The sequence below is a fragment of the Actinophytocola sp. genome (assembly GCF_036002505.1).
Classification (GTDB): Bacteria; Actinomycetota; Actinomycetes; order Mycobacteriales; family Pseudonocardiaceae; genus DASYTH01.
In genome coordinates this window covers 50,009-72,506 of the sequence record NZ_DASYTH010000428.1, presented here as the reverse complement: position 1 = coordinate 72,506, position 22,498 = coordinate 50,009, and the positions used below count along the sequence as shown (strand labels likewise).

General features: G+C 71.2%; 20 protein-coding genes. 9 read left to right on the top strand and 11 right to left on the bottom strand.

The genetic code is table 11. The features are described from left to right. Positions 1-29: 29 nt before the first annotated feature. Positions 30-653, bottom strand: coding sequence for a TIGR03085 family metal-binding protein (locus tag VGR06_RS38150; protein ID WP_327564095.1), 624 nt, complete (start codon positions 651-653; stop codon positions 30-32). A gap of 26 nt (positions 654-679) precedes the next feature. Continuing rightward, positions 680-2,164, bottom strand: a complete 1,485-nt coding sequence (locus VGR06_RS38145) for a serine/threonine-protein kinase (protein ID WP_327564094.1) — start codon at positions 2,162-2,164, stop codon at positions 680-682. An 80-nt stretch (positions 2,165-2,244) separates the two neighbouring features. Between VGR06_RS38145 and VGR06_RS38140 the strand changes: the two genes are divergently transcribed. Beyond that, the gene (locus VGR06_RS38140; protein WP_327564093.1) at positions 2,245-3,279 is read left to right on the top strand and encodes a DNA polymerase IV; all 1,035 of its coding nucleotides are present in this window, start codon (positions 2,245-2,247) and stop codon (positions 3,277-3,279) included. Here VGR06_RS38140 and VGR06_RS38135 read toward each other — a convergent pair. Together VGR06_RS38135 and VGR06_RS38130 are read right to left on the bottom strand one after the other, a co-directional pair. Beyond that, complete coding sequence (locus VGR06_RS38135) at positions 3,221-4,456, bottom strand: bifunctional metallophosphatase/5'-nucleotidase (RefSeq protein ID WP_327564092.1); 1,236 nt, start codon at positions 4,454-4,456, stop codon at positions 3,221-3,223. The genes VGR06_RS38140 and VGR06_RS38135 overlap by 59 nt on opposite strands. Positions 4,457-4,487: 31 nt before the next feature. Next, positions 4,488-4,790: a hypothetical protein gene (locus VGR06_RS38130; RefSeq protein WP_327564091.1), complete on the bottom strand. Its 303-nt coding sequence runs from the start codon at positions 4,788-4,790 to the stop codon at positions 4,488-4,490. Between the two features lie 99 nt (positions 4,791-4,889). On the opposite strand from VGR06_RS38130, the gene VGR06_RS38125 reads away from it, so the two are divergent. Next, entirely contained in the window at positions 4,890-6,524 is a 1,635-nt protein-coding gene (locus VGR06_RS38125) for a hypothetical protein (protein ID WP_327564090.1), read from the top strand. Here VGR06_RS38125 and VGR06_RS38120 read toward each other — a convergent pair. Beyond that, positions 6,488-9,715: an ADP-ribosylglycohydrolase family protein gene (locus tag VGR06_RS38120; RefSeq protein ID WP_327564089.1), complete on the bottom strand. Its 3,228-nt coding sequence runs from the start codon at positions 9,713-9,715 to the stop codon at positions 6,488-6,490. The genes VGR06_RS38125 and VGR06_RS38120 overlap by 37 nt on opposite strands. Positions 9,716-10,074: 359 nt before the next feature. Here VGR06_RS38120 and VGR06_RS38115 point away from each other — a divergent pair, with 359 nt between their 5' ends. The 3 genes from VGR06_RS38115 to VGR06_RS38105 are packed head-to-tail and all read left to right on the top strand — an operon-like array spanning position 10,075 to position 12,309. After that, positions 10,075-10,467, top strand: a complete 393-nt coding sequence (locus VGR06_RS38115; RefSeq protein ID WP_327564088.1) for a GntR family transcriptional regulator — start codon at positions 10,075-10,077, stop codon at positions 10,465-10,467. Positions 10,468-10,469: 2 nt separating this feature from the next. Continuing rightward, positions 10,470-11,366, top strand: a complete 897-nt coding sequence (locus tag VGR06_RS38110; RefSeq protein WP_327564188.1) for an ABC transporter ATP-binding protein — start codon at positions 10,470-10,472, stop codon at positions 11,364-11,366. Between the two features lie 22 nt (positions 11,367-11,388). After that, on the top strand, positions 11,389-12,309 hold the full coding sequence (locus VGR06_RS38105) for an ABC transporter permease (RefSeq protein WP_327564087.1): 921 nt from the start codon (positions 11,389-11,391) through the stop codon (positions 12,307-12,309). Here VGR06_RS38105 and VGR06_RS38100 read toward each other — a convergent pair. Beyond that, positions 12,306-12,710, bottom strand: coding sequence for an ACT domain-containing protein (locus tag VGR06_RS38100; RefSeq protein ID WP_327564086.1), 405 nt, complete (start codon positions 12,708-12,710; stop codon positions 12,306-12,308). The two genes, VGR06_RS38105 and VGR06_RS38100, sit on opposite strands and share 4 nt — an antisense overlap. A gap of 4 nt (positions 12,711-12,714) precedes the next feature. Then, positions 12,715-13,467 carry an FAD-dependent thymidylate synthase gene (gene thyX / locus VGR06_RS38095; protein ID WP_327564085.1) on the bottom strand — a complete coding sequence of 251 codons (753 nt, stop codon included), beginning with the start codon at positions 13,465-13,467 and terminating at the stop codon, positions 12,715-12,717. 135 nt (positions 13,468-13,602) lie between these two features. Here thyX and VGR06_RS38090 point away from each other — a divergent pair, with 135 nt between their 5' ends. Then, positions 13,603-14,136, top strand: coding sequence for a toxin-antitoxin system HicB family antitoxin (locus tag VGR06_RS38090; protein ID WP_327564084.1), 534 nt, complete (start codon positions 13,603-13,605; stop codon positions 14,134-14,136). Positions 14,137-14,403: 267 nt separating this feature from the next. Further along, a complete protein-coding gene (locus tag VGR06_RS38085; RefSeq protein WP_327564083.1) occupies positions 14,404-15,297 on the top strand; it encodes a DUF4097 family beta strand repeat-containing protein in 894 nt (297 codons plus the stop codon). A 207-nt stretch (positions 15,298-15,504) separates the two neighbouring features. Here the strand turns inward: VGR06_RS38085 and VGR06_RS38080 are convergent, their stop codons facing one another. The 3 genes from VGR06_RS38080 to VGR06_RS38070 all read right to left on the bottom strand — a co-directional run bounded on the left by VGR06_RS38080 (position 15,505) and on the right by VGR06_RS38070 (position 19,537). After that, positions 15,505-16,788, bottom strand: a complete 1,284-nt coding sequence (locus VGR06_RS38080; protein WP_327564082.1) for a winged helix-turn-helix domain-containing protein — start codon at positions 16,786-16,788, stop codon at positions 15,505-15,507. After that, the gene (locus VGR06_RS38075; RefSeq protein ID WP_327564081.1) at positions 16,785-17,762 is read right to left on the bottom strand and encodes an EamA family transporter; all 978 of its coding nucleotides are present in this window, start codon (positions 17,760-17,762) and stop codon (positions 16,785-16,787) included. The genes VGR06_RS38080 and VGR06_RS38075 overlap by 4 nt, the downstream gene beginning before the upstream one ends. Positions 17,763-18,031: 269 nt before the next feature. Beyond that, positions 18,032-19,537 (bottom strand): serine/threonine-protein kinase, encoded by a 1,506-nt coding sequence (locus VGR06_RS38070; protein ID WP_327564080.1) that lies wholly within the window; start codon positions 19,535-19,537, stop codon positions 18,032-18,034. 34 nt (positions 19,538-19,571) lie between these two features. On the opposite strand from VGR06_RS38070, the gene VGR06_RS38065 reads away from it, so the two are divergent. Then, positions 19,572-20,129, top strand: coding sequence for a GNAT family N-acetyltransferase (locus VGR06_RS38065; protein WP_327564079.1), 558 nt, complete (start codon positions 19,572-19,574; stop codon positions 20,127-20,129). Between the two features lie 175 nt (positions 20,130-20,304). After that, a complete protein-coding gene (locus VGR06_RS38060; RefSeq protein WP_327564078.1) occupies positions 20,305-20,808 on the top strand; it encodes a hypothetical protein in 504 nt (167 codons plus the stop codon). Positions 20,809-20,811: 3 nt separating this feature from the next. Here the strand turns inward: VGR06_RS38060 and uppS are convergent, their stop codons facing one another. Further along, a complete protein-coding gene (gene uppS, locus VGR06_RS38055) occupies positions 20,812-22,416 on the bottom strand; it encodes a polyprenyl diphosphate synthase (RefSeq protein ID WP_327564077.1) in 1,605 nt (534 codons plus the stop codon). Between the last annotated feature and the right edge of the window lie 82 nt (positions 22,417-22,498).

Sequence of the window (22,498 nt, the reverse complement as noted above, 5' to 3'; positions counted from 1 at the left end):
GACGATGACGCTACCCGTCGCCCTTCCGCTCACAAGCCCCTGGTCAGACCACGCACGGCGGCGATGGCGGACTGCTCGCCGTCGAACTCCACCCGCGCCGCGTCCCGGCCGTAGGCGAACAGCAGCAGCTCCCCCGGCTCGCCCGAGATGATCACCGTGTTCGGGCCGCGGCGGGCGGACACCTCGCGCTCGCCGCTGCGCAGCGCGACCCCGACCGGGCTGCGGCGCAGCATGATCCGGGCGCCGCGGGACAGCGCCGCCCAGAGCGCGCGGTCCCGGAGTTCTGCCGGCGGGCGCGGCTGCCAGCCGGGCCGGCCGCGGCGGACGTCCTCGTGGTGCACGAAGAACTCCACGCTGTTGATCGCCTCGTCGACCGCGCCGATCGCGGCCGGCGAGTACCGCGGCGGGCCGGACCGCACCAGGTCGACCAGCTCCGCCCACGGCTTGCCGGCGACGCCGTCCTGGACGCGCCGGGTCCAGCCGGCCAGCGGCTTGATCAGGATGCCGGCCGCGGCGTCCGGGCGGCGGTCGCGGACCACCAGGTGCGCGGCCAGATCGCGGGTCCGCCAGCCGTCGCAGAGCGTCGGCGCGTCCGGGCCGAGCTCGGTGAACAGGTCGCACAACGCGCTGCGCTCATCCCTGGCGACACCCATGCGGCCATGCTACCGACCGGTAACCGTCAGCTCGTCGCCACCTTCGAGCCGCGCAGTTGGCTGCCATCCCGGCTGTGCAGCACGCAGATGATCCGCCGCTCGTCGTTGCGGGCACCCTTCCAGTAATCCTCGCTCGGGACGAGCGTGACGAAGGTCAGCGCGCTGGTCTTGTCCTCCGGCGTCACCCACTTGCTGGCGAACACCAGGGAGCACCAGGTCTTCGCCGCGTCGTTGAGCTTCTGCGCACTCGGGTAGTCCAGCTTGGTCCGGCTCGGCTCGTCGGCCACGACGCCGCTGGCGAACACCTGGATGTCGTGCGCCTCCTTGCAGTCCGATGTGGACGGATAGCTCACGCCCTTCCGGATCGCGCCGGCTCCGCAGTACCCGTTCCCCACCTCGAACTGCTGGATGTCGCCACCGTCGCCATAGGTCAGCACCCCGCCGTCGGCGGCCTCCGGGTCGACCGCGGTAAGAAAGCGGTGGCCGAACCAGCCGCCCACGAGCCCGGCCAGCAGCCCCACGACCACGGCCGCGATCAGCCAAGGCCGCAGGCCGCGGCGGCGCACCGGCTGCGGCCCGGTGGTGACCATGGTGGCGTTGTTGTACGGGTACTGGCCGCCGAGCATGACCGTCTGCGGCCCGGTGTGCGGGCCTGTGTGCGGCCCGGGCGTGAGTTGCGCGAGCAGGCCGCGGACCTGGTGCGCGCCCAGCCGGGCCTGCGGCGCGCCGATCAGCAGGCCCATGACCACCGAGGCCAGCGGACCCTGGGAGCGGGTCAGGTACGGCACCTCGGTGGTGATCGCGTGCATGGTCGCCGCGGTGGACGAGCGCTCGAACGGCGAGTAGCCCTCGACCGCGTAGAACAGCACCGCGCCGAGCGCCCACAGGTCGGAGGCGGCGTCCGCCTCGGCGCCGTGGATCCGCTCGGGCGCCATGTAGGTCGGCGAGCCGATCAGCACGCCGCTGGTGGTCAGCCGCGGGTCGTCCAGGGACTGCGCGATGCCGAAGTCGGTCAGCTTGACCCGGCCGTTCGGCAGCACCATCACGTTGCTGGGCTTGACATCCCGGTGCACGATGCCGGCCGCGTGCGCGGACTCCAGGGCGGACAGAAGCTGCCCGGCGAGCGAGGCCACCGCGTCCTGCGGCAGCGGCCCGCTCTTCCGCACGATGTCGGAGAGCGTGGGCGCCTCGATCAGCTCCATCACGATGTAGGTGTTGCCGGCCTCCTGCAGCACGTCGTAGACGATCACCACGGCCGGGTCGTTGAGCCGCCCGGCGGTGCGGGCCTCGCGCAGCACCCGCTCCTCGAACACCCCGCGCTCGGCCGGCGGCACCCCGTCCGGCAGGTGCAGCTCCTTGATCGCCACCCGGCGGCCGATCATGCGGTCCTCGGCGAGCCACACGATGCCCATCCCGCCGCGGCCGATCTCGCGCAGAATGGCGTACCGCCCGGCGATCAGCCGCAGCTCCGGCGTCGCCGGTAACGCGGCGTGCCCTTGATCCTGTGTCACCGGGAACCTCCCAAGTCGCCACGGATGCTACTGCGACCGTTCCGGCAGCCGTGTCGTTCCCGTGGAGCAGACTTGGCGGCATGTGGTGGGTCCTGCACGTCGACCTCGACCAGTTCATTGCGGCGGTCGAGGTGCTGCGCCACCCCGAGCTGAGGGGCAAACCGGTGATCGTCGGCGGCGACGGCGACCCGACGAAGCGCTCGGTGGTGGCCACCGCCTCCTACGAGGCCCGCGAGTTCGGCGTGCACTCCGGCATGCCGATGCGCACCGCTGCCGGCAGGTGCCCGGACGCGATCTTCCTGCCGAGCGATCCACCCGCCTACGACGAGGTGTCCGAGCGGGTCATGGCGGTGCTGCGCGAGTTCCCGGTGGCCGTCGAGGTGCTCGGCTGGGACGAGGCGTTCGTCGGCGCCGACACCGACGACCCCGAGACCCTGGCCGCGGACCTCCGCCGGGCCGTCCCCGAGCGCACCGAGCTGACCTGCGCGGTCGGCATCGGCGACAACCGCCTGCGGGCCAAGATCGCCACCGGCTTCGCCAAGGCCGAACCCGCCGGCGTCTACCGCCTCACCAAGGACAACTGGGTCGCCGTCATGGCCGAGCGCCCCACCGACGCGCTCTGGGGCATCGGCGCCAAGACCGCGCGCAAGCTCGCCGACCTCGACCTGAAGACCGTCCGCCAGCTCGCCCTCGCCGACCCCGCCGCCCTGGCTCGCCGGTTCGGCCCCAAGATGGGCCCCTGGTACTGGGAGCTCGCCCGCGGCGCGAGCAGCACCGAGGTCACCCCCAACGCCTGGGTCGCCAAGGGCCGCAGCCGCGAGACCACCTTCCAGACCAACCTCACCGACCCCACGGATATCGCCGCCGAGATCACCAAGCTGGCCCACCGCGTCGCCGGCGACGTCGCCGAGGAGCAGCGCCCCGCCCACCGCGTCGGCGTCAAGGTCCGCTTCGCCCCCTTCATCACCACCACCCGCAGCATCACCCTCCCCGAGTCCACCAGCGACCCCGCCACCCTCGAAGCCGCCGCCCTCCAGGTCCTGACCATGTTCGAGCTCACCCGCCCGGTCCGCCTGCTCGGCGTCTGGGCCTCCTTCGAAAACGCCGATGGCTGAGGCGTGCGCGGAAGTCGGGCCGTTGGCGGGAAGCAACCGGGCCGGTGCGAAGGTTCCGGCCGTGTGTGAACACCGAATAATGATCACCTCCGGCGGCGAGAAACGAATTGACCGCAACCGTGTACGTTCGGCTGGAATCGGGCGGAATAGGCCGTGCGGTGTTACCGGGTGAGCCTTCGTAGACGTTCTCGACGACGCCCTTGCCCGAAGAATCCAGGCGGCATCCGTAGTGCAAGCCGGAGACCTCCAGGTTGCGCTTGAACCGCCAGCGGTTCTGTTGGTCGAGCAGATTCCAGACGTCGCGCCCGGTGAGTTCGAGAGCGCAGGTGCGGTTGCCGCAGGGCTGAACCGCGAACAGGTCACCCCAGGTGACCGGACCGGCGCGAAGTTCGGCTCGGATCCCACCCGGGTTGAGGAACGCCAGCCGCGTTCCCATCGAGTGCCGGTGCGCGTCGGCGATGAGGTTCCCGAGCGGTGACTCGCCCGCCGCCGTGGCACCGTCACCGCGGCCCGCCCGCAGGTCATGCGCGGCGGTGTTCACCACTCGTCCGGTGATCGGCGCGACGGCGGCCACGGCACCATCGACGATCCGCTGGATGTCGTCCGCGCCGGGCACGGGGTGCCCCGAGGCCGGCGGGTCGAACCGCCACGCCGGGACGATCTCCGCGCTCGCCGTGACGATTCGCTTGGTGTCCCGGTCGAGAACCAGCGAGATATCCGAGAAAGCCCTGCCGAAAGGAGCCGGCTGCACGACGAGGCAGCCCTTGACCTGGGGATTCAGGGTGTGGTGGTTATGGCCCGCCAGCACCACCTTGAGCCCGGGCACGGCGGCGGTGATCTCACTGACCCGAGGTGAAACCGTCCCCGACGGGAAGCTGGTCTGTTTGCCACCTTCATGGAGCAGGAGCACAACCGCTTGGACACCCTGGTCGCGCAGGTGCGAAACCTGCCGGTCGATCGCGCCGGCCTCGTCGAGGAAGGTCAGCCAATCTGTGGCCCCGGGGCTGGTCAACGCCGGCGTGAAGACGGTCGTCGCGCCGACGAAGGCCACGGGGACGCCCTGGATCCCGACGGTCAGGCCGGGTCGGAAGACGGGCCGGCCGGTGGCTGTCTCGACGATGTTCGCCGAGATCAGCGGGAAGTTCTGGCCGGCGAATTCCTCGTCGCCGCGCGTCAACCGAAGCAACTCGGGCAGGCCGCGGTCGAATTCATGGTTTCCCGGGGGTGCCGGCCAGGAATCCCAGTCCGTTGAGCACACGGATGACCGGCTCGTCGCGCAGCAGGGCACCCTCCGGCGGGCCACCGCCGACCATGTCGCCAGAATGGACAAGAAAGGTCGGATTCATGTGCCGATGACGCCGGCCACGAATATGCATGGCAAGCACACCCGCGCCACCGGCTGGAGCGGTGATGCCAGTATAGGGGTCGGTGTAGCGCAGGCCATGGTCGGCGAGATAACCGTGGAGATCACTGATGCCGATTAGGTGAGCCCGAACGTAACGGTCGCCCATGCACACCAGCGCTCCTTGCCCACATGGGCATCAATACGGTCAAGCTATTGACAGGCTTATCCGGCAACTCCACAGTATCGGTGCCACCGCCGATGTTCCATGCTGACACGAAGGGGAACGGTGTCAAGTATATTCAGCGGTGCGGGAACTTCTTCGGGCCCGCCCGCCAGCCTGCCGCTCGGCTGCGACTTCCACCGGCAATTGGTCGAGCTGTGCCTGGACGCGGCGGAGTTGATCGCACCGGGCTTGCTCACCGCGGCAGCGCGCGCGGCACTCCGGGGTAGACGGTGGAACGTGATCGCCCGATTGACGGCCTGCGCCACCCCGGACACCGAGCGTATTTCCGATGTGCTGTCCTGTTTTCGTGTTCCGGTCCCGAACGAGGCACATCTGCTGTGCGCCTTCCACCTGGCCATGGGCGGCTTGCACGTCACAGTCAACCTCGACGACGGTATCGAGCGTGCCTATGCCCTGCTCTCGGGCGAGATCGAGCTTCCGCCGAAAACTCCGGCGGTCTTCGGTGAAGCGCTGACGCAATGGCGGGCGCGGTTTCCCCGCGATCGTCCTGAACTCACCGTGTTATCGGCCTCACCAGGGCCGGCAATGTTGAAAAATCGCCCACTACTGGTCAAAATCCGCGGCTCGGCCGGCGCCTCCGGCTTGCTGCTGCCCCGGACCCCGCTCGTCGACGTGGCTGAGTCCGTGCACCTGGGAGCCGCGCGACTGTCCGTGTTCGACGAGCTCGTGAACGCAGACTTCACCCTCATCACAGGCTACTCCGGGGCGGACATCGACTGCTTCGAGCCCCTGATGGCCCAGTTGCGACCCGGTCACTTCGGTTGGGTGGCACCGCGGGTCGAACCCGCTGTCGCAGCTCGCCTCCGTGCGATCAGCCCAGGCCAGCCGAGACACGGACTCGCGACCGATGCGCTGCGGGCCCTCCTGCCCCGCGCGCTGGCCCGGCAGGTGCCCGACTGGCCGCGCGCACGCCTCGCGGGGCCGGGCTATCCCGGCGCTTTCGCGGCATGGCGGCGGAACCTGCCGGTGTTCGTCTCCGCGGAGGTGTGTGCCTGGATGCTGACCGAGGCGCGGCAGCGCGACCTGGCGGTCGCCCTGCTCCGGCGCCTGCTCGAGCTGACCGGATCGGCACGTGTCGCAACCAGACTTGCCGACGCTCTCGCCAACGGCGGCACCGACACCGACCACGCCGAGGCCGCCGGTCTGCGGCACCGGGCCGCGAGAGAGCGGCAGGCACCGCGCGGCGTGCGTGCGTACGCCTGGGCGTGCCGGGCGCAGCACCTGCCCGACCTCAGCTTCCGCGACCGGCTCGTTGCCGCACTGCGGGTCTGGTGGCTGGCCCGCCGGCACACCCCGCTCGACCGGGTCCGCGTCGCGGAGATCATCGCCCACACGATGCTCATGGCACTGCGCCGGACCCGCACCACGAACGCGGTGCTCCTGATGATGTACCGGGCACTGGTCCGGTGCGCGATCCTCTTCGTGCGGCGCGCCCTGGGCTCCGTCGAGCGTGCCGCCGTGGGAATCGGGCGACGTCACGCGGCTCTCTACGTGCAGCTGGCCCGGCTCCCGGCAGCCGGCCCGGTGTGGCCCGCCAAGCCGATGCCGGCGGACGTCCAGCACTCCCTCGACTGGGCGGAACGAGTCTACGCGCACCTCGGCGATGAGCAGGGACGAACTCAGGTCGCGGCACTGCGGGAAGCGGGCCCCGGCTGACCTGCCGGCAAGGCCCGCGTCGAGGCCAGGACCGCGGCGATCTCCGCGGTGCCACCGGCGTCGGGTAGCAGCACGCCGGCATGCCACGGCAACTCCGCGAGCACCTCGTCGCGGGTCATCCCGCTGCCCAGGATTCCGCCGGCAATCGCGGCGACCGTGTCGGTGTCACCGCCGAGCCTGACAGCCTGAACGAGCGCTTCGCGCAGGCTGGAGGCCCGGGTGAGGCAGGCAAGGGCGGCGGTCACTGTCTCGGCGGGGTCGAGGCTCACCCCGTCCTCGGGTGCCCGCCAGGTATCCGCCGCGAGCTCTTCCAGCAACTGGCCAAGGCGCCCGCTGGCACCACACGCCGCTGCCGCTTCCCTTTCCTCCTCGATCGCAACCTCCAGCAGCATGCGGTAACCAGCCCCTTCCAGGGCCCAGGAGCCGCACGCCGCCACCACGCACGCCGCGCACTGCGTCTCCGGATTCGGATGGGTGGCCCTGGTCATCTCGATGGCCAGACGCCTGCGCCGTTCCGCCGCACCGAGCGGAGTAACCCAGCCGACGGGCAGCGCGCGCAGGGGCCCGCCGTTGGTTTCGCCACCGGTCACCGGCAGCTCGCCCGTCGCGCGATAGCGCCGGATGGCTTCCATCGTGGACGGTCCGAGGCCATTGATCGACGGCGCCTGCTCCGCCAGCGTCGCAAGGAACGAGCGGGCGTCGCCCTCGCCGCGCCGGTCGGCCAGATGCCGGGCCACCATGACCGTGAGCGCGGTGTCGTCGGACGTCGCGCCCCGGGCCCAGCCTTCGCGGGCCGCGAGTTGCTCGATCTGCTCGTCAGCCGCCCCCGATGGGGGGAAGTTCTCGTACGGCAGGCCCAGCGCGTCGCCGCAGGCGTACGCGGTGAGCCCACCCGCGATTCGGTCCGCGAGCGGGTAGGCCACGGCGGGATACAGGTGACGCAACAGCCCGTATCCGTCTGCTTCGATCGACGACCGGGCCGCGGCACCGTGGACGACACCGTCCCGCTCAAGTCCGCAGTCGAGTGCGGCGGCGCTCAGCGTCACCAGCGTGTGCGCGACGTCGTAGTGCGTACTGGACCGGGAGAACACGTCGAACGCGGCCGTGGCGAGTTCCAGCGCGGCCCGGCAGTCGTTTTCCCTGCGCCGCAACTCGGCCCGGCTGTGGGTCACCTTGGCGCGCTCGAGCGTCTCTCCGAGGTCGGTGGCGAGTTGCTCGGTCTCGGCGAACAAGGCGAACCCGCCCTCGGCGTCGCCGAGCCCGATCCTGGCCCGGCCCAGTGCGTGCAAGCTGTGCAACGCGCCCCGTGCGTCCGCCACCTCACGGCGCAGCCGAAGGGCCTGACCCTGATACCGCTCGGCCGCAACCCAGTCCGCACGCGCTTCCGCGATATTTCCGAGATTGCCCAGCAGAGTCGTCTGAACCGTCACGTCACGATCGTCATCCGGCGCGCGGGTCAGCAGGTCCAGCGCACGCAGGAAATACGTCTCACCTTCGTCGATGTTGCCACCGAAGAACTCGGTCGCCCCCAGAATGCCCAGACAGCGGGCCCGGGCGTTGGCCCCGCCGGACCGCTCAGCCTCGGCGAGCGCCGCACGGCCGTACCGCGCCGCGTCCGGGAACTCACCGAGATACAGACCGATGTCGGCCAGCCGGATCAGGACCTGGAGCCGGTCAGCCGAACCGTCATCCAACGCCGCCTCGGCCTCGTCCCGCGCACCACGGAAGTCACTGCGCACGAAACGGAGTTCGGAGCGGAGCAACCGCACCCGACCGTCGGACGCGGGCAACCGGTCAACCAGTTCCTGCGCCTGATCCCAGTTGCCGAGCGTCACCAGCGCCCGCCCGAGCAGCGGTCCGATCTCCTCGATCTCCACGTGCGGACGCACCTTCTGGTACAGCATCAGCGCCGAGTGAAACATTCCGGACTGTTCCGCCTGGGCCGCCGCCCGCATCGCTGTTCGCACCATGTCGTCCGGGCTTTCGGCGCGCTCGAAATGGAACGCGGCCGAGGCGAACCGGCCGGCGCGCTCGAACCACTCCGCCGCCCGCAGATGCAGGTACCGGCGATAGTTGGCGCCCATCCGCGTGTACACCTCCCGCTGCATCAGGAAATGGACGAAGCCGACCTCACCATGCGGCCCTTCCTGCATCAACCGCAAGTCGCACGCCACGGCCAGGGCCCGGATCGCCGTGCCGGTCTCGGCTTCCATCACGTACGCGATCGGCTCCAGTTCCTGCGCCGTCTCGAGTACCACCGCGGCAGCCTCGATGAACCCCCGCGTCGTCCTCTCAGCCTTCTCCAGCCGGCGCTGCAGCACCGCCTCGACCCGCCGGGGCACGGTGAGCGGCACCTCTGCCGGCCCAGCCCCGGGCGAGGACGACTGGGCAAGCAACTGCAACGACTCCTTCAGGAAGAAGGGGTTGCCCCCGGTCAGGCTGAACAGCCGGTCCACGAACGCCTCATCCGGCACGATGCCCAGGGCCGCGACCTTCTGCACGTACTCCCCCACATGCGCGCGTTCCAGTGGCAGTATCGTCAATATTGCGTATCCCTCCGCGGTCCACTGGGCGACCAGGTCGGCCAGGTCGGGGGCGGCGAGCAGTTGCTCCTCCTGGATGGTGAAAATCGCCACGATACGACTGTCGCGGACTTTCCGCAGGAAGTAGTTCAAGAAGAACAGCGTGTCGCGATCGGCCGCGTGCAGGTCCTCGACCAGCAGACATAACCCGCTCTTTTCGGAGACGCCGGTCAGGATCCTGGCCACTTCCTCGTACACGCCGTCGAGGCTCGCCCCGCGAAACGAGTGACCAGCGAGCAGCGAATCGCCTATTCTACCCAGGAACTTGCCGATGAACGGGATTGCGTCCAGTAATCGTGGGGCCGCGCCGATCAGGGTGCGCCGCATTCGCTCAGGGCTGTGTCCCAGATAGGTGGTCAGCGCATCCTTCAACGGCAACAATGGCTCCGCACCGCGCCCCAGGCACTGAGCGGTGATCGCCGACATCCCGACCCGCTTGGCTTCTGCGATCACCTCGCCGGCCAGCCGAGACTTGCCGACGCCCGATTCGCCGAGCAACAAAACAGCACGTCCCGGCTCTCCCCGGGCGACCTGAGCCAGATGTTCACGCAACAACTCGAGTTCCAGTGTTCGGTTAATCATTGGTACCGAACCGGCTTCGGCGGCCACCCTCTTCCCGTCCTTGTCCCGCCTGCCCTGGCGCGCCATGTCCGACCTCCGACGCCTCACCCGATGCCACGGGCTCAAGCCTTGCGAAGTTCCCGCAGCGGGACAAGACCGGGTTGCCGGAACTGCATTACCCGCAACCCTTTCGCGATTTCGTAACGAAGTGGCCAAAAGGCGGCACGCGCCACCGGGCTGGCCGACCTCGTGCGGGCGCGGTCGAGCCGCCGGGGGTGACCATGTTTCGAGCTGACGCGCCGGGTCGCCCACCCCGGCGCCTGAGCCTCCTGCGAGAACGCCGACGCTTGACAGCAACCGCCACATCCTTCACTCTTTCACTACTTCATTAGTGAAAGGGTGATGGCGTGATCGAGTTCCGGCTGGATCGCGGCTCGGGGGTGGCGACCTACCTGCAGCTCGTGCACCAGGTGAAGCACGCCCTGCGGCTCGGGACGCTGCAGCCCGGCGACCAGCTGCCGACGGCGAAGGACGTGGTGGCCAAGCTCGCGATCAATCCGAACACCGTGCTCAAGGCCTATCGCGAGCTGGAACGGGAGGGGCTGGTCGCCGCGCAGCCCGGGCTGGGCACGTTCGTGCGGCAGTCGCTGGGTGGGGCGTCGCAGGCCGACAGCGCTCGGCTGCGCCAGCGACTCGCCGACTGGGTGCGCGACGCCCGGGAGGCCGGCCTGGACCAGGAGGACCTGGTGGCCCTGTACACCTCGGTGGTCTTCGACTCCTTTCGGGAGGGAATCGCATGACGGTGGGAACGGACACGGTCCTGACCGCGACCGGCGTCGGTAAGCGCTACCGGCGCACCTGGGCCCTGCGCGACTGCTCGCTCAGCGTCCCGGCCGGCCGGGTGGTGGCGCTGGTCGGGCCGAACGGGGCCGGCAAGACCACGCTGCTGCACCTCGTCGTCGGTCTGCTCGCGCCGACCCAGGGCGAGTTGAGCGTGTTCGGCCTGCCGCCGGGGCGGACCAACACCCTGCCCCGGGTCGCGTTCATGGCCCAGGACCGGCCGCTCTACGACGGGTTCACCGTCGCCGACATGCTGCGGTTCGGCCGGCACATGAACCCGGGTTGGGACCACGACATGGCCGAGAAACGCTTGGCAACGCTGGAAATCCCGCTGAACCGCAAGGTCGGCAAGCTGTCCGGCGGGCAGCAGGCGCAGGTCGCGCTGACCGTCGCGCTCGGCAAGCGGCCGGACCTGATGCTGCTCGACGAGCCGCTGGCCAACCTCGACCCGCTGGCCCGGCACGACCTGATGCGCGCGCTGATGTCGGCGGTCGCCGAGACCGGGATGACCGTGGTGCTGTCCTCGCACATCGTCGCCGACCTGGAGAACACCTGCGACTGGCTGATCGTGCTCAACCGGGGGCGGGTGCAGGTCAGCGGCGACCTGGAGGAACTGGCCGGCACCCACCGGGTGCTGACCGGACCGGCCGAGCTGGCCGACACGCTCCCCGCCCAGGTGGCGGTGGTCGAGGAGAGCCGGACCGGCAAGCAGGCGACGCTGCTGGTCCGCACCGCGGCCGCGCCGGTGTTCGACCCGCGGTGGACCGCCCGCCCGGCCGGCCTGGAGGAGCTGGTGCTGGCGTACCTGCGCCGGCCGGACGCCGCCGCGCTGCCCCGTCCCGCGCTGGCCAGCGCCTGAAGCGAGAAGAGGAGACCCGACCATGTTGTGGCTCACCTGGCGCCAGCACCGATCCCAGGTGCTGGTCACGGCCGCGCTGCTGGCGGCCCTCGGCCTGTTCCTGCTCATCAACGGCCTGGGCAACGCCGACCTCGCCGACCGGCTCGCCGGGGATCAGAACGCGCTCGAAGCCGCCCTCGGCGACCGGTTCCGGCTGGTCAACAACGTCCTCACCTGGCTACCGCTGGCCCCGGCGCTGATCGGCCTGTTCTGGGGCGCCCCGACGCTGGCCCGGGAGTTCGAGAAGGGCACACACCGGCTCGCCTGGACCCAGTCGATGTCGCTGCGCCGCTGGCTCGCGGTGAAGCTCGGCGTCCTGACCACCCTGGTGGTGCTCGCCGGCCTGGCCTTCGGCGCCATGAACAGCGCCTGGCTGGCGACGTTCGAGGGCTCCAGCCGGGCCGAGAAGTTCGGCAACGTCGGCATGTTCGTGGTCACCGGCGTGGTCCCGGCGGCGTGGTGGCTGTTCGCGTTCGTGGTCGGCGTGGCGGCGGGCGCGGCGTTCCGGCGGACCATGCCGGCCATCGCGGTCACCCTCGGGTTGGTGATCGCGGCGATCCTGAGCTTGTTCCTCTTCCACGTCCGCGAGAACTACGCCACACCGGAGCGAGTGGTCCTGGCGGACCCGGTCCGGTCCGCGCCGCCGAACGACTCGTTCGTCGTGCGCACCGAGTTCATCGACGCCAACGGCCGGGTAGTCCCCGAGGAGGTGGCGTACGTCGAGTGCGGGCCGAACCGTGTCTGCGGGTTCGGCGGGATCGACCCGGACCTCCGTCAGGTCATCTACTACCACCCGGCGGACCGGTACTGGCGGTTCCAGTGGACCGAGACGGCGCTGCTGCTGGCCGCCACGCTGGCGCTGGGCGCGGTGGCCGTCGGCCGCACGGCCCGCAGCCGGATCTAGGTCGCCGGCTGGTGCACCTCGTGGCCGGCCTCGGTGAGCGCCTTGATCGCGCGGCCGAGGTCGGCGACCTTGACCAGGATGTGGTCGGTGTCGTAGGTGGACACCGCGAACAGGCTCACCCCGGCCGCGGCCAGCTCGCCGGCGAGCGCGGCCATGATCCCGGTGAGGGTGAACTCGAGCGGGCCGCGGACGGTGAGCAGCCGCCAGCCGTGGTCCACCTTCTCGGCCGCCGGCGCGAGACCGGACGGGCAGACCACGGAGACCTCGTCCGGTGTGCTGGTCAGCGAAACCAGCGCGGAGCCGGCCCGCTCGAACAACCCGGTGGCTTCATGGAGCGTGCCGGGGGCGAGGCGGGCGATGGTGTAGTCGCCGGGGATGAGGTCGACGACCAAGCGCTTCACCGACTCAGCCCTCCGTGACGAATGGGCTGGAGGCGACCTCGGTGCCGTCCGGGAGAGTGGCGATCTCGAAGTCGCCGAACACGTTGGCGGCCACTTTGTGCAGCTGGCGCAGGCATTCCACGGCCAGCTCACGGATCTCGACGTCGGCGTGCTCGGTGGCGCGCATGGCGATGAAGTGGCGCCAGGCGCGGTAGTTGCCGGTGACCACGATGCGGGTCTCGGTGGCGTTGGGCAGCACCGCGCGGGCCGCCTGCCGGGCCTGCTTGCGGCGCAGCGTCGGGTTCGGCACGTCGGCGAAGCGCTCCTCCAGGCCCGCCAGCAGCTCCGTGTAGGCCGCCACGCTGGCCTCGGCGGCGGCCAGGAAACGTTGGTGCAGCTCGGGATCCGCCGCGATCACGGCCGGCTCGACCATGGCCGCGTTCTTCTCCGGGACGTAGCGCTGGGACAGCTGCGAGTAGGAGAAGTGCCGGTGCCGGATCAGCTCGTGGGTCAGCGACCGGGAGATGCCGGTGATGTAGAAGGTGACCGTGCCGTGCTCCAGCACGGACAGGTGGCCGACCTCGAGGATGTGCCGCAGGTAGCCGGCGTTCGTGGCGGTGGCCGGGTTCGGCTTCTTCCACGACTGGTAGCAGGCCCGGCCGGCGAACTCGGCCAGCGCCTCGCCGCCGTCCGCGTCGGTGGACCACGGCACGTCCGCTGGCGGGAAGAACTCGGTCTTCGCGATCAGTTCCACCTTGGGCGAGACGGTGTCCACCATGATCAAGTCCTCCTCCACTCCGACCCCGCCGTGAGCCTAACTGCCGATGCACGTGCAGCCGCGGCATGCCACGCGCCATCATGGTGGTGCCATAGGACGCTTGACTGATGTCAGATTTGACGTCATAGTGATGTCATGGATCTCAGCCCGTACCTCGCCGCACTCCGCGAGGACCTCACCACCACCGCCTCGGCCGGCGACGAGAACACCCGGCGCGCCGCGGCGGTGCTCGCCGCCGCGCTCGAACCCGCCGCCCGGCTGGCGATCATGAACGCCCTCTCCGACCTGGCCGCCGAGGTCACCGCCTCGCTGGACGACCATGTGGTCGACGTCCGGCTGGACGGCCGGGACGTGCAGGTGGTCGTCACGCCCACCGCGCCGCCGCGGTCCGAGGAGCCGCCGCCTCCGCCGCCCACCGATGAGGGCGGCGACATGAGCCGCATGACGCTCCGCCTGTTCGAGCAGCTCAAGGCCAAGGCCGAGTCGGCCGCCGCGGCGCAGGGCGTCTCGCTCAACACGTTCGTCCAGCAGGCCCTCCAGTCCGCGCTGCACGGCGACAAGGAAAGCCTGCGCGCGGCCAAGCAGCAGTGGAAGCGCCAGTGGAAGCAGGGCTGGGAGCAGCAGGGCGGCGGCCCCTCCTCGCGCGTGCACGGCTGGTACGAAGGCTGAGGGTTCTGCGCAATCCCGGTTGGAGTGGTGGCAGTGCCCATGACGAGGGCAACGTTCGCCGGAGTCTCGGTGCCGGTTGAGTAGGTGGTCGCCGGTCCGGCCGCGAGGGCAGGCCTCCGGCCTACCCTCGCTGGGCCGGAAAGCGAACGGCCCTCGCGCCCATTGGCCCACGTGAGCAATCGGGCCAGCCGACCGTCGCGCCGACGAGACAAGGGTGCCAAGGGCAACCACAGACCTTGTGCAGAACCCTCTTTGAGAGGACACAGCATGACCGAGGAGCAGACGGCGCCCCCGGTGCGCCAGCAGAGCTACGAGGTCGACGGGCCGATCGAGGTGGACGTCGTCGTCGGTGCCGGCCGCGTCGAGGTGCGGCTGAGTGACGAGCCCGGCGCCCACGTCGAGGTCCGGCACGACCCGGCCGGCGCCAGCCCGTGGATGCAGGGCATGTCCAGCTTCATCTCCTGGGTCAGCGGCCAGTTCGGCGACGAGGCCGTCGAGCTGTCGCCGGCCGAGGCGGTCCGGCAGACCCGGATCGACCAGACCGCCGGCCGGCTGGTCGTGCGCACGCCGAAGGCCCTGCCGCTGCGCGGCGTGCCGGTCGCGGTCACCGTGCGGGTGCCCGCGGGCTCGCACGTGACCGCGCGCACCGGACCCGCGCCCATCGTGGTGACCGGCCCGGCCGGGCGGCTGGACCTGCACACCGGCTCCGGCGAGGTCACCGCGGATCGGGCGGACGGCCTGGCCAACGTCAACAGCGGCTCCGGTTCGGTGCGGCTCGGCCCGATGCAGGTCGGGTTGCGGGCCCGGACCGGCACCGGCGACCTCGAGGTCATCGCGGTCGGCGGGCCGACGACGCTGTTCACCGGCAGCGGCGACGTCTGGGTCGGCGCGGTGTCCGGCGACCTGATGGCCCGCACCGGCAGTGGCGACCTGACCGTGGCCGACGCCGCCTCCGGTCAGATCGAGCTGCAGACCGGCTCCGGCGCGATCCGGGTCGGCGTGCGGTCCGGCTCGCCCGCCGAGATCGATCTGTCCTCGGGCACCGGCGAGGCCCGCAGTGAGCTCCCGCTTTCCGGCAGCCGCCCGGAGTCCGCCCTGGCGCTCCGGATCCGCGGCCGCACAGCCTCCGGCTCAGCCGTTGTCAGTCCGGCCACCGCCTAAGACGGGCCGGGGGGTTGGTTGAAGGAGCGCGACGTGACGTTGCTTTCCCTACTGCGGATACTGCGTCACGTCGCGCTCCCGATCGCCGAGCCACCAAACCGGAACACACCTACGCCAAACCGGGACACGCCGGTGCCGTGGTCCCCACCCGGGCGTGTCCCGCCTTCGTGAAGCCGTGTCCCGCCTTCGTGAAGCCGTGTCCCGCCTTCAGGTAGCCGTGTCCCGGCTTCGGGTAGCCGTGTTCCGGCTTCGGGTAGCCGTGGTGCCGAACGCCGAGGCGAGCGGGCGGGCAAGATCACCGCGCGGTACCACCACGATGCCGTCGAGCTCCAGCCACTCGGCCATGACCTGGAGCTCCCCGGCGAGTTCGGCGGCCACCCGGGACACATCCACGCCGGGTTCGGCGAACGCCCCCTGAACCCGGAGCACCCCGGCCGCGCGGTCGGACTTGAGGTCGACCCGGGCCACCAGCTCCCCGTCGAGCAGGAACGGGAACACGTAGTAGCCGTGGACGCGCTTGGCCTCCGGGACGTAGATCTCGATCCGGTAGTGGAAGTTGAAGATCCGCTCGGTGCGGGCGCGCTCCCAGATCAGCGGGTCGAACGGGCAGAGCAGGGCCCGACCGGTGATCTTGCGGGGCAGCCGGGCATCGGGGTGCCGGTAGGCCGGGTGCCGCCAGCCGCGCACCGTGACCGGCTCGAGCAGGCCGGTGTCCACCAGCTCGGCCACCGCCGGGCGGCTGCGCTCGGGCTTGAGCCGGTAGTAGTCCCGCAGGTCCGGCTCGGTGGCGACGCCGTGCGCGACGGCGGCGCGGAGGGTGAGCCGGCGGGCCGCCTCCTCGTCGGAGACCGGCGGCGCGGCCAGCACCTCGGGCGGGAGCACCCGCTCGGGTAAGTCGTAGCGGCGCTCGAAGCCCTGCCGCGCCCCGCAGGTGAGCTGCCCGGCGGCGAACAGGTACTCGCAGGCGTGCTTGACGTCCGACCGGTTCCACCAGCCGCCGGAGGCCCGGGCATGGCGCGCGCTGCCGCCGAGCTCGTCCTCCAGCTTCCCGGCGCTGACCGGGCCGAGCTCCTTCACCGCGGCCAGCAGGTCGCCGAAGAGGCCCGCGTGCTCGGCCAGCTTCTGGGCGTCGTAACCCCAGAACTGCTCCTCGTAGTGACGCATCCGCCAGCGCAGCAGCGGCCAGTCCGCCACCGGCATCAGGCTCGCCATGTGCGCCCAGTACTCCACCAGCAACCGCGGCCGGCGGGCCGAGTGCGCCCACGCCGCATCGTCCACAAGGGACGGTTCGTACGGCCCGAGCCGGCTGAACACCGGCATGTAGTGCGCCCGCACGGCGACGTTCACCGAGTCGAGCTGCAGCACCTGGGTGCGGGCGAGCACCTTCTGCAGGTGCCGGCGGGACGGCTCCCCGGCCGGCCGCGGGTCGGCGAACCCCTGCGCGGCCAGTGCCATCCGCCGGGCCGCGCTCGCCGTGATCGTCTCCGTCATGTCCGCACCGTGCCATCCGGCACCGACATTTCCCCGCACGGCGGCTCCGGCTTCGGCCGCCGCTCGGCGCGCACCACCAGCACGACCGCGGCCAGCACCACCACACCGCCGGCGAGCTGGGCGAACCCGAAGTGCTCACCGGCGAACAGCACGCCGAGCACCACCGCGATCACCGGGTTCACGTAGGCGTAGGTGGCCACCGTGGACACCGGCAGCTTGCCGAGGATGAACACGTACGAGCTGAACGCCAGCAGCGAGCCGAACAGGATCAGATACCCCCAGGAGAACCACGAGGTCGTGGTGACCGCGCCCAGGTCCAGCCGCTCGCCGGTGACCATGCCGACGATCATCATCGCGGTGCCGCCGGCCACCATCTCCACCGCGGAGAGCGTGAACGGGTTGGGCGGCACCGGAAGCCGGGTGCTCGCCACCGAGCCGACCGACCAGCCCAGCGCCGCCAGCAGCACCAGCCACGGCGCCCAGCCGGCCGACCCGTGCGCCCCGGCCACCGGCCCGCCGAGCAGCAGCAGCGCCAGCCCGGCCATCCCGATCGACACGCCCACCAGCGTGATCGCCGGCGGCCGCTCCCCCAGCAGCCGGCGCAGCACCACCACGTACAGCGGCACCGACGCGATCAGCAGCGCGGCCAGCCCGGACGCCACGTGCTGCTCGGCGATCACCACCATCCCGTTGCCCCAGGCCGGCAGCAGCAACCCGATCAGCAACCCGCTGCCGAGCTGCTTGCGGGTCATCCGCAGCGCCCCGCGCCCGGCCAGCACCAGCACGCCGGCCAGCAGCACGACCCCGGCCAGCACGAACCGCGCCCCGCCGGACAGCATCGGCGGCATCGACCCGACCACGAACCGGATGGCCAGGTACGTCGACCCCCACACCACGTACACGATCCCCAGCCCACCCCAGGCCAGCCAGGCAGGAGTCCCGGCACGGGTATCGGAAAGCGCTGTCTGGGTCATGAGTGCACCCTCGCACACACCCCTGACCAGCGTTGAACGGTTATTGGCGGGAGTCGGCTGATGATCGCCGAAATGGGAAATCCACGCTCGATTGTGAGTGTGGACTTCCCATCCTGGTGATCATGCCGCCGTTCGGCAGCGTGTGCCGAGCCACGCCGGCCGAGGTTGCGGTAGTGGGCGGCATCCAGGTCGGCGACTCAGCCCACAGGCCGTGCCACCAGGCCGCGGCGACTCCACACAATGTCGCCACCGGCAGGATCTGACAACCATCACTGACTGGGCCGGAACGCGGAGCCCTGGCTGCCGTCCTCCTCGGTGAGGGTGCCGACGCACCGGTAGACGTTGCGCTCCGCCTTCCGGTCGTCCGGGGTCGGCGGCAGCACCTGCGGCTCCCACTTGGTCGCCGGGAGCTTCAGCGCCTCGCCGAACCGGGAGGCGAGCAGGACCTCCTTGGCGCACACCTTGGCCACCGTCGGGTTGGCCTCGAGCACGTCCAGGTAGGGGTCCGCCACGTCGGGTGGGACGAGCGCGATCGCGTAGGTCTCGTAGGCGTGCTTCTGCTCGCACGGCAGCTTCCGGATGCTGGTCAGCTCGCCCTGGATGACCACGATGCCGCTCCAGCACTCGGCCCGCTTGGCGCAGCGTGCCTGCCCGCCCGCCACCCCGGCGGCCGGGCAACGGTCCACGACGGTCTCGATGCCGAACGTCTGCGCCGGGTCCGGTGCCTGGGAGGTGGTGAGGGTCGCCGAACCGCCGGACGAGGCCGCGCCGCCGCCCTGGGCACCCGGATCGTCCCGGACGGCGAAGTACCACACACCGATCAGCGCCAGCACCACCACCAGCGCGACCCCGGAGAGCAGGACCGCCCGGCGGTTTCGACCGCCCGGCCGGGACTCCGTCGACCCGGCCCCCGACCACGCCCCGGGTTGCGGTGCCACCGGCGGCGGCAGCACGGGCACGGTCGTGGAGACCTGCGACCGGCCGGCGAACCGGGCCAGGTCGTCGCGGAACGCCGCCGCGTCCGGGTAGCGCCAGCCCGGTTCCTTGGCGAGCGAGCGGCGCAGCACCGCGGTGAGCTCGGGCGGCACGCCGGGCAGGTCCGGCACCGGGGCGTCGTGCAGGCGGATGATCTCGGGGACGCTCGGGTCGGCGCCGCCCGCGGGAAAGCGCGGCGGGCGGCCGGCGAGCAGCGCGTAGAGGGTGGCGCCGAGCGCGTAGATGTCCGACTGCGGCGTCGGCGGGTGCAGGTGGAACGCCTCGGGCGCGGCGTAGGCCGGGGTGAGCGCGGCCAGCGTCACCGAGGAGTCCCGGCCCTGGTCGATCAGCGCGGCCAGGCCGAAGTCGCTGAGCCCGACCGTGCCGTACCGCTTGATCAGGATGTTGCCCGGCTTGATGTCCCGGTGCAGCACGCCGAGCCCGTGCGCGGTGGCCAGCGCGTCGGCGATGCCGCTGCCGATGCCGGCCACGTCGGGCGGGCGCAGCGGCCCGCGCCCGGCCAGCGACCCGCCCGGGCACAGCTCCATCACCAGGTACGGGTGCCCGTCCGGCAGCACGCCCGCGTCGTAGATCTCCACCACGTTGGGGTGGCCGGACAACCGCCCGGCGGCGCGCACCTCGCGGAGGAACCGGCGCTGGTCGCGGTCGTCCAGGATGACCCGGCTGTCCACCTTGACCGCCACCTCGCGGTCGATGGTGACCTGCCGCGCCCGGTACACCACGCCGAAGCCACCCCGGCCCAGGACGTCGAGCCTCTCGTAGCCGGGCGGGGTGAGCACGGCTGGCAGCGTACGGCAGCGATACCTTGCGGGTATGGCAGATGCCGACGTTCGACCGGCCACATCCGATGACGCAGCGGAGATCGCCCGGATCCAGCTCGGCACCTGGCGCACCGCCTACACCGGGATCCTGCCCGCCGCAGTGCTCGCCGAGCTTTCCGAGGACGGCGCGGCGGCGCAGTGGCGGCAGACCATCGAGCACGGCCCGGCCACGGTTCTCGTTGCCACCGAAGGAGGGTGGACGGTCGGGTTCGCCGCGGCCGGCCCGGCACCCGAGGACGAGTCGGCCGGCGCGGCCGGCACCCCCCCACCCGACGCGGCCGGCGTGGCCCTGGTGAGCGCCCTGCTGGTGGAACCCCGCTGGGGCCGGCGCGGGCACGGCGGCCGGCTGCTGGCCGCCGCCGGGGAGCGCCTGCGCAAAGCCGGTGCCACCCGCGGAATCGCCTGGGTTCCGGTGGCGGACGACGCATCCCTGTCGTTCTACCGGCGCGCCGGATGGGCGCCGGACGGCACCGTCCGCACGCTGGACGCCGGCGGCCAGCCGCTCCGCGAGCTCCGGCTGACCGGCGGGCTGGATCTCGACCTGGTCTGAATGCGATGAATGCGTCGTTCCTCACGCCCGGTGCGAGGAAGGACGCATTCATCGCCCTGAACTGACCCGAGCCGCGAAACGTGTCAGGGTCGGGGCCCGAATACCCGGGCGTTCCCCGATGCCGCGACCCGGCGGTCGCCCTAGCGTGAGGGCTGGGGTAGGGAGGAATCCACGCATGCTGATGTGGCTGGCGGTGAGCCTGGGCGTCGCGTTCGGGTCCGCGCTGCTGCCGCTGATCAGCGTGGAGATCTTCCTGATCGGACTGGTGACCCGCGAGCCGGGCCTGCCGTGGCTGGCGCTCGGCGCGGTGATCGCGGTCGGCCAGGTGGCCGGCAAGCTGGTCTACTACTACGCCGCGCGCGGCTCCTTCCATCTGCCGAAGTTCCTGCACCGCAAGCCGAAGACCGGTGGCAGCGAACGGTTCGCGTTGCGCACCAAGCGGATCCGGGCGTGGTTCGCCCGGATCACCGAGCGCTGCGAACGGCACCCGCACTGGATGGTCGGCACCTACGGGGTGAGCGCGCTGGTCGGCGTGCCACCGTTCATGGCCACCACGGTCATGGCCGGGCTGGTCCGGATGAACCTGACCGTGTTCGTCTCCGCCGGACTCCTCGGCCGGTTCATCCGGTTCAGCGTGCTGGCCGCCGCACCCGCCCTGTTCGCCGGCTGGCGGTTCTGACCGCTACCGGTTCACGACCACGGGAACGGCGCCGAAGCGGCGGTCACGGGCGGCGAACTCCTCGAGGGCACGCCAGAGATGGCGACGGTCGACATCCGGCCACAGCACGTTCTCGAACATCAACTCGGCGTAGGCCGACTGCCACAGCAGAAAGTTGCTGATCCGCTGCTCACCTGAGGTGCGCACGATCAGGTCCACGTCCGGCACGTCAGGCAGGTACAGGTAGCGGCTGAAGTCCTGCTCCCGCACAGAGTCCACATCCACCCGGCCAGCCGCCGCGTCCCGGGCGAGGCACCGGGCCGCGTGCGTGATCTCCGCCCGCCCGCCGTAATCCAGGCAGATGATCACGGTGAGCCGGTCGTTGCCGGCGGTGAGCCGCTCCGCGGTCTCCAGCTCGGCCCGCACCTCGTCCGGCACCCGGTCCCGCCGGCCCGCCCAGCGCACCCGCACGCCCTGCCGCCGAAGCCAGTCGACGCTTTCCGGCAGCCGCCGCGCGAGTAGTGCCATCAGCCCGGCGACCTCGTCGGCGGGTCGGGACCAGTTCTCGGTGGAGAACGCGAATGCGCTCACGTACTGCAGCCCCAGATCCAGCGCGGCCTCGACAAGATCACGGACCGCGTGTTCGGCCGCCACATGGCCGGCGAGCCTCGGCCGGCCGCGGCGCCGGGCCCACCGCCCGTTCCCGTCCATGATCACGGCGATGTGCCGGGGCAACCGGTCCGGCGGGATCGCCGGCGGGCCCGCGGCCCGGCCCGGGATCGCCGGCATGCGCGGTCGCGGCAGTTCGCCGGAACCGTCGCTCGCGGCGGGAATCCGCTCCCCGCGCCGGCTGATCTGATCGAGATAGGCGTGGCAGGCAGCAATGGCTTCGGTCAGAAAGGACCGGCTGGAGGGATGGACGAGGTCGACGACGGCCGAGCCCTCGTCCATCATCCGCCGGGCTCGCCCCGCCTGGAGCGCGTGCAGGCCGTCGATGTCACCGGAGATGGTCGTTCCGTCCAGCCGCACACCGAACCGGTCCACGTCCGCGGCGGGAAGGTAGCACCGGCCGGCGGCCAGGTCGGCGGCGAAGTCCCGGAAGATGTCGATCAGCTGGAACACCTCGCCCAGCAACGACATCAACGCGGACGCCGCCGGGCTCGGCCGGACCGGCTCGAGCACCGGCAGCAGCAGCCGCGCCGGAATCCCCGCGACCCCCCGCAGGAACACCCGAAGCTCCTCGAAGGTGGCGAACGGCGCGGTCCGTTCGGCGTCCTGCCCCGTGGCGGCGAGGAAGTCGGCGACGAGCGCCGGATCCAGCTCCCACAGACCGAGGGTGTGCACGAACGCCCGGCGCAGCGGGTGGTCGCTGTGCCCGGCCGCGACCTCCCGGAGGCTCGCCGCCTCCCATTCGGCGAACGCCCCGGGCTCACCCTCGTCGGCCAGCCGGTCCGCGGTGATCAAGAACCCGTACAGGGCATGGGCGTACGGCTGCTTCGGCCCCGGCAGGTAGGCGGACACCAGGAAGTGGGTAACCGTGTCAGATTCCCGGTGCACGCGGTCGCACAGCTCGAACGATGCGCGTAGCTCAGGGTCGACGATACCGGCCAGATCCAGCGGACTCACCATCGGCGGCGCACCCTTTCCACAGTGGAATGTCCCTCAGCGTGCTCGGTAATGACGGCCCGGGTAATTCCCGGTTCGGGTGAAT

What these genes read in the sequence shown, in the direction of transcription:
- VGR06_RS38130 (WP_327564091.1), bottom strand. Translation starts at nt 4,790, where the DNA reads ATGGGCGACCGTTACGTTCGGGCTCACCTAATCGGCATCAGTGATCTC.
- uppS (WP_327564077.1), bottom strand. Translation starts at nt 22,416, where the DNA reads ATGGTGAGTCCGCTGGATCTGGCCGGTATCGTCGACCCTGAGCTACGC.
- VGR06_RS38075 (WP_327564081.1), bottom strand. Translation starts at nt 17,762, where the DNA reads ATGACCCAGACAGCGCTTTCCGATACCCGTGCCGGGACTCCTGCCTGG.
- VGR06_RS38060 (WP_327564078.1), top strand. Translation starts at nt 20,305, where the DNA reads ATGCTGATGTGGCTGGCGGTGAGCCTGGGCGTCGCGTTCGGGTCCGCG.
- VGR06_RS38065 (WP_327564079.1), top strand. Translation starts at nt 19,572, where the DNA reads ATGGCAGATGCCGACGTTCGACCGGCCACATCCGATGACGCAGCGGAG.
- VGR06_RS38150 (WP_327564095.1), bottom strand. Translation starts at nt 653, where the DNA reads ATGGGTGTCGCCAGGGATGAGCGCAGCGCGTTGTGCGACCTGTTCACC.
- VGR06_RS38125 (WP_327564090.1), top strand. Translation starts at nt 4,890, where the DNA reads ATGCTGACACGAAGGGGAACGGTGTCAAGTATATTCAGCGGTGCGGGA.
- VGR06_RS38105 (WP_327564087.1), top strand. Translation starts at nt 11,389, where the DNA reads ATGTTGTGGCTCACCTGGCGCCAGCACCGATCCCAGGTGCTGGTCACG.
- VGR06_RS38080 (WP_327564082.1), bottom strand. Translation starts at nt 16,788, where the DNA reads ATGACGGAGACGATCACGGCGAGCGCGGCCCGGCGGATGGCACTGGCC.
- VGR06_RS38140 (WP_327564093.1), top strand. Translation starts at nt 2,245, where the DNA reads ATGTGGTGGGTCCTGCACGTCGACCTCGACCAGTTCATTGCGGCGGTC.
- VGR06_RS38085 (WP_327564083.1), top strand. Translation starts at nt 14,404, where the DNA reads ATGACCGAGGAGCAGACGGCGCCCCCGGTGCGCCAGCAGAGCTACGAG.
- thyX (WP_327564085.1), bottom strand. Translation starts at nt 13,467, where the DNA reads ATGGTGGACACCGTCTCGCCCAAGGTGGAACTGATCGCGAAGACCGAG.
- VGR06_RS38090 (WP_327564084.1), top strand. Translation starts at nt 13,603, where the DNA reads ATGGATCTCAGCCCGTACCTCGCCGCACTCCGCGAGGACCTCACCACC.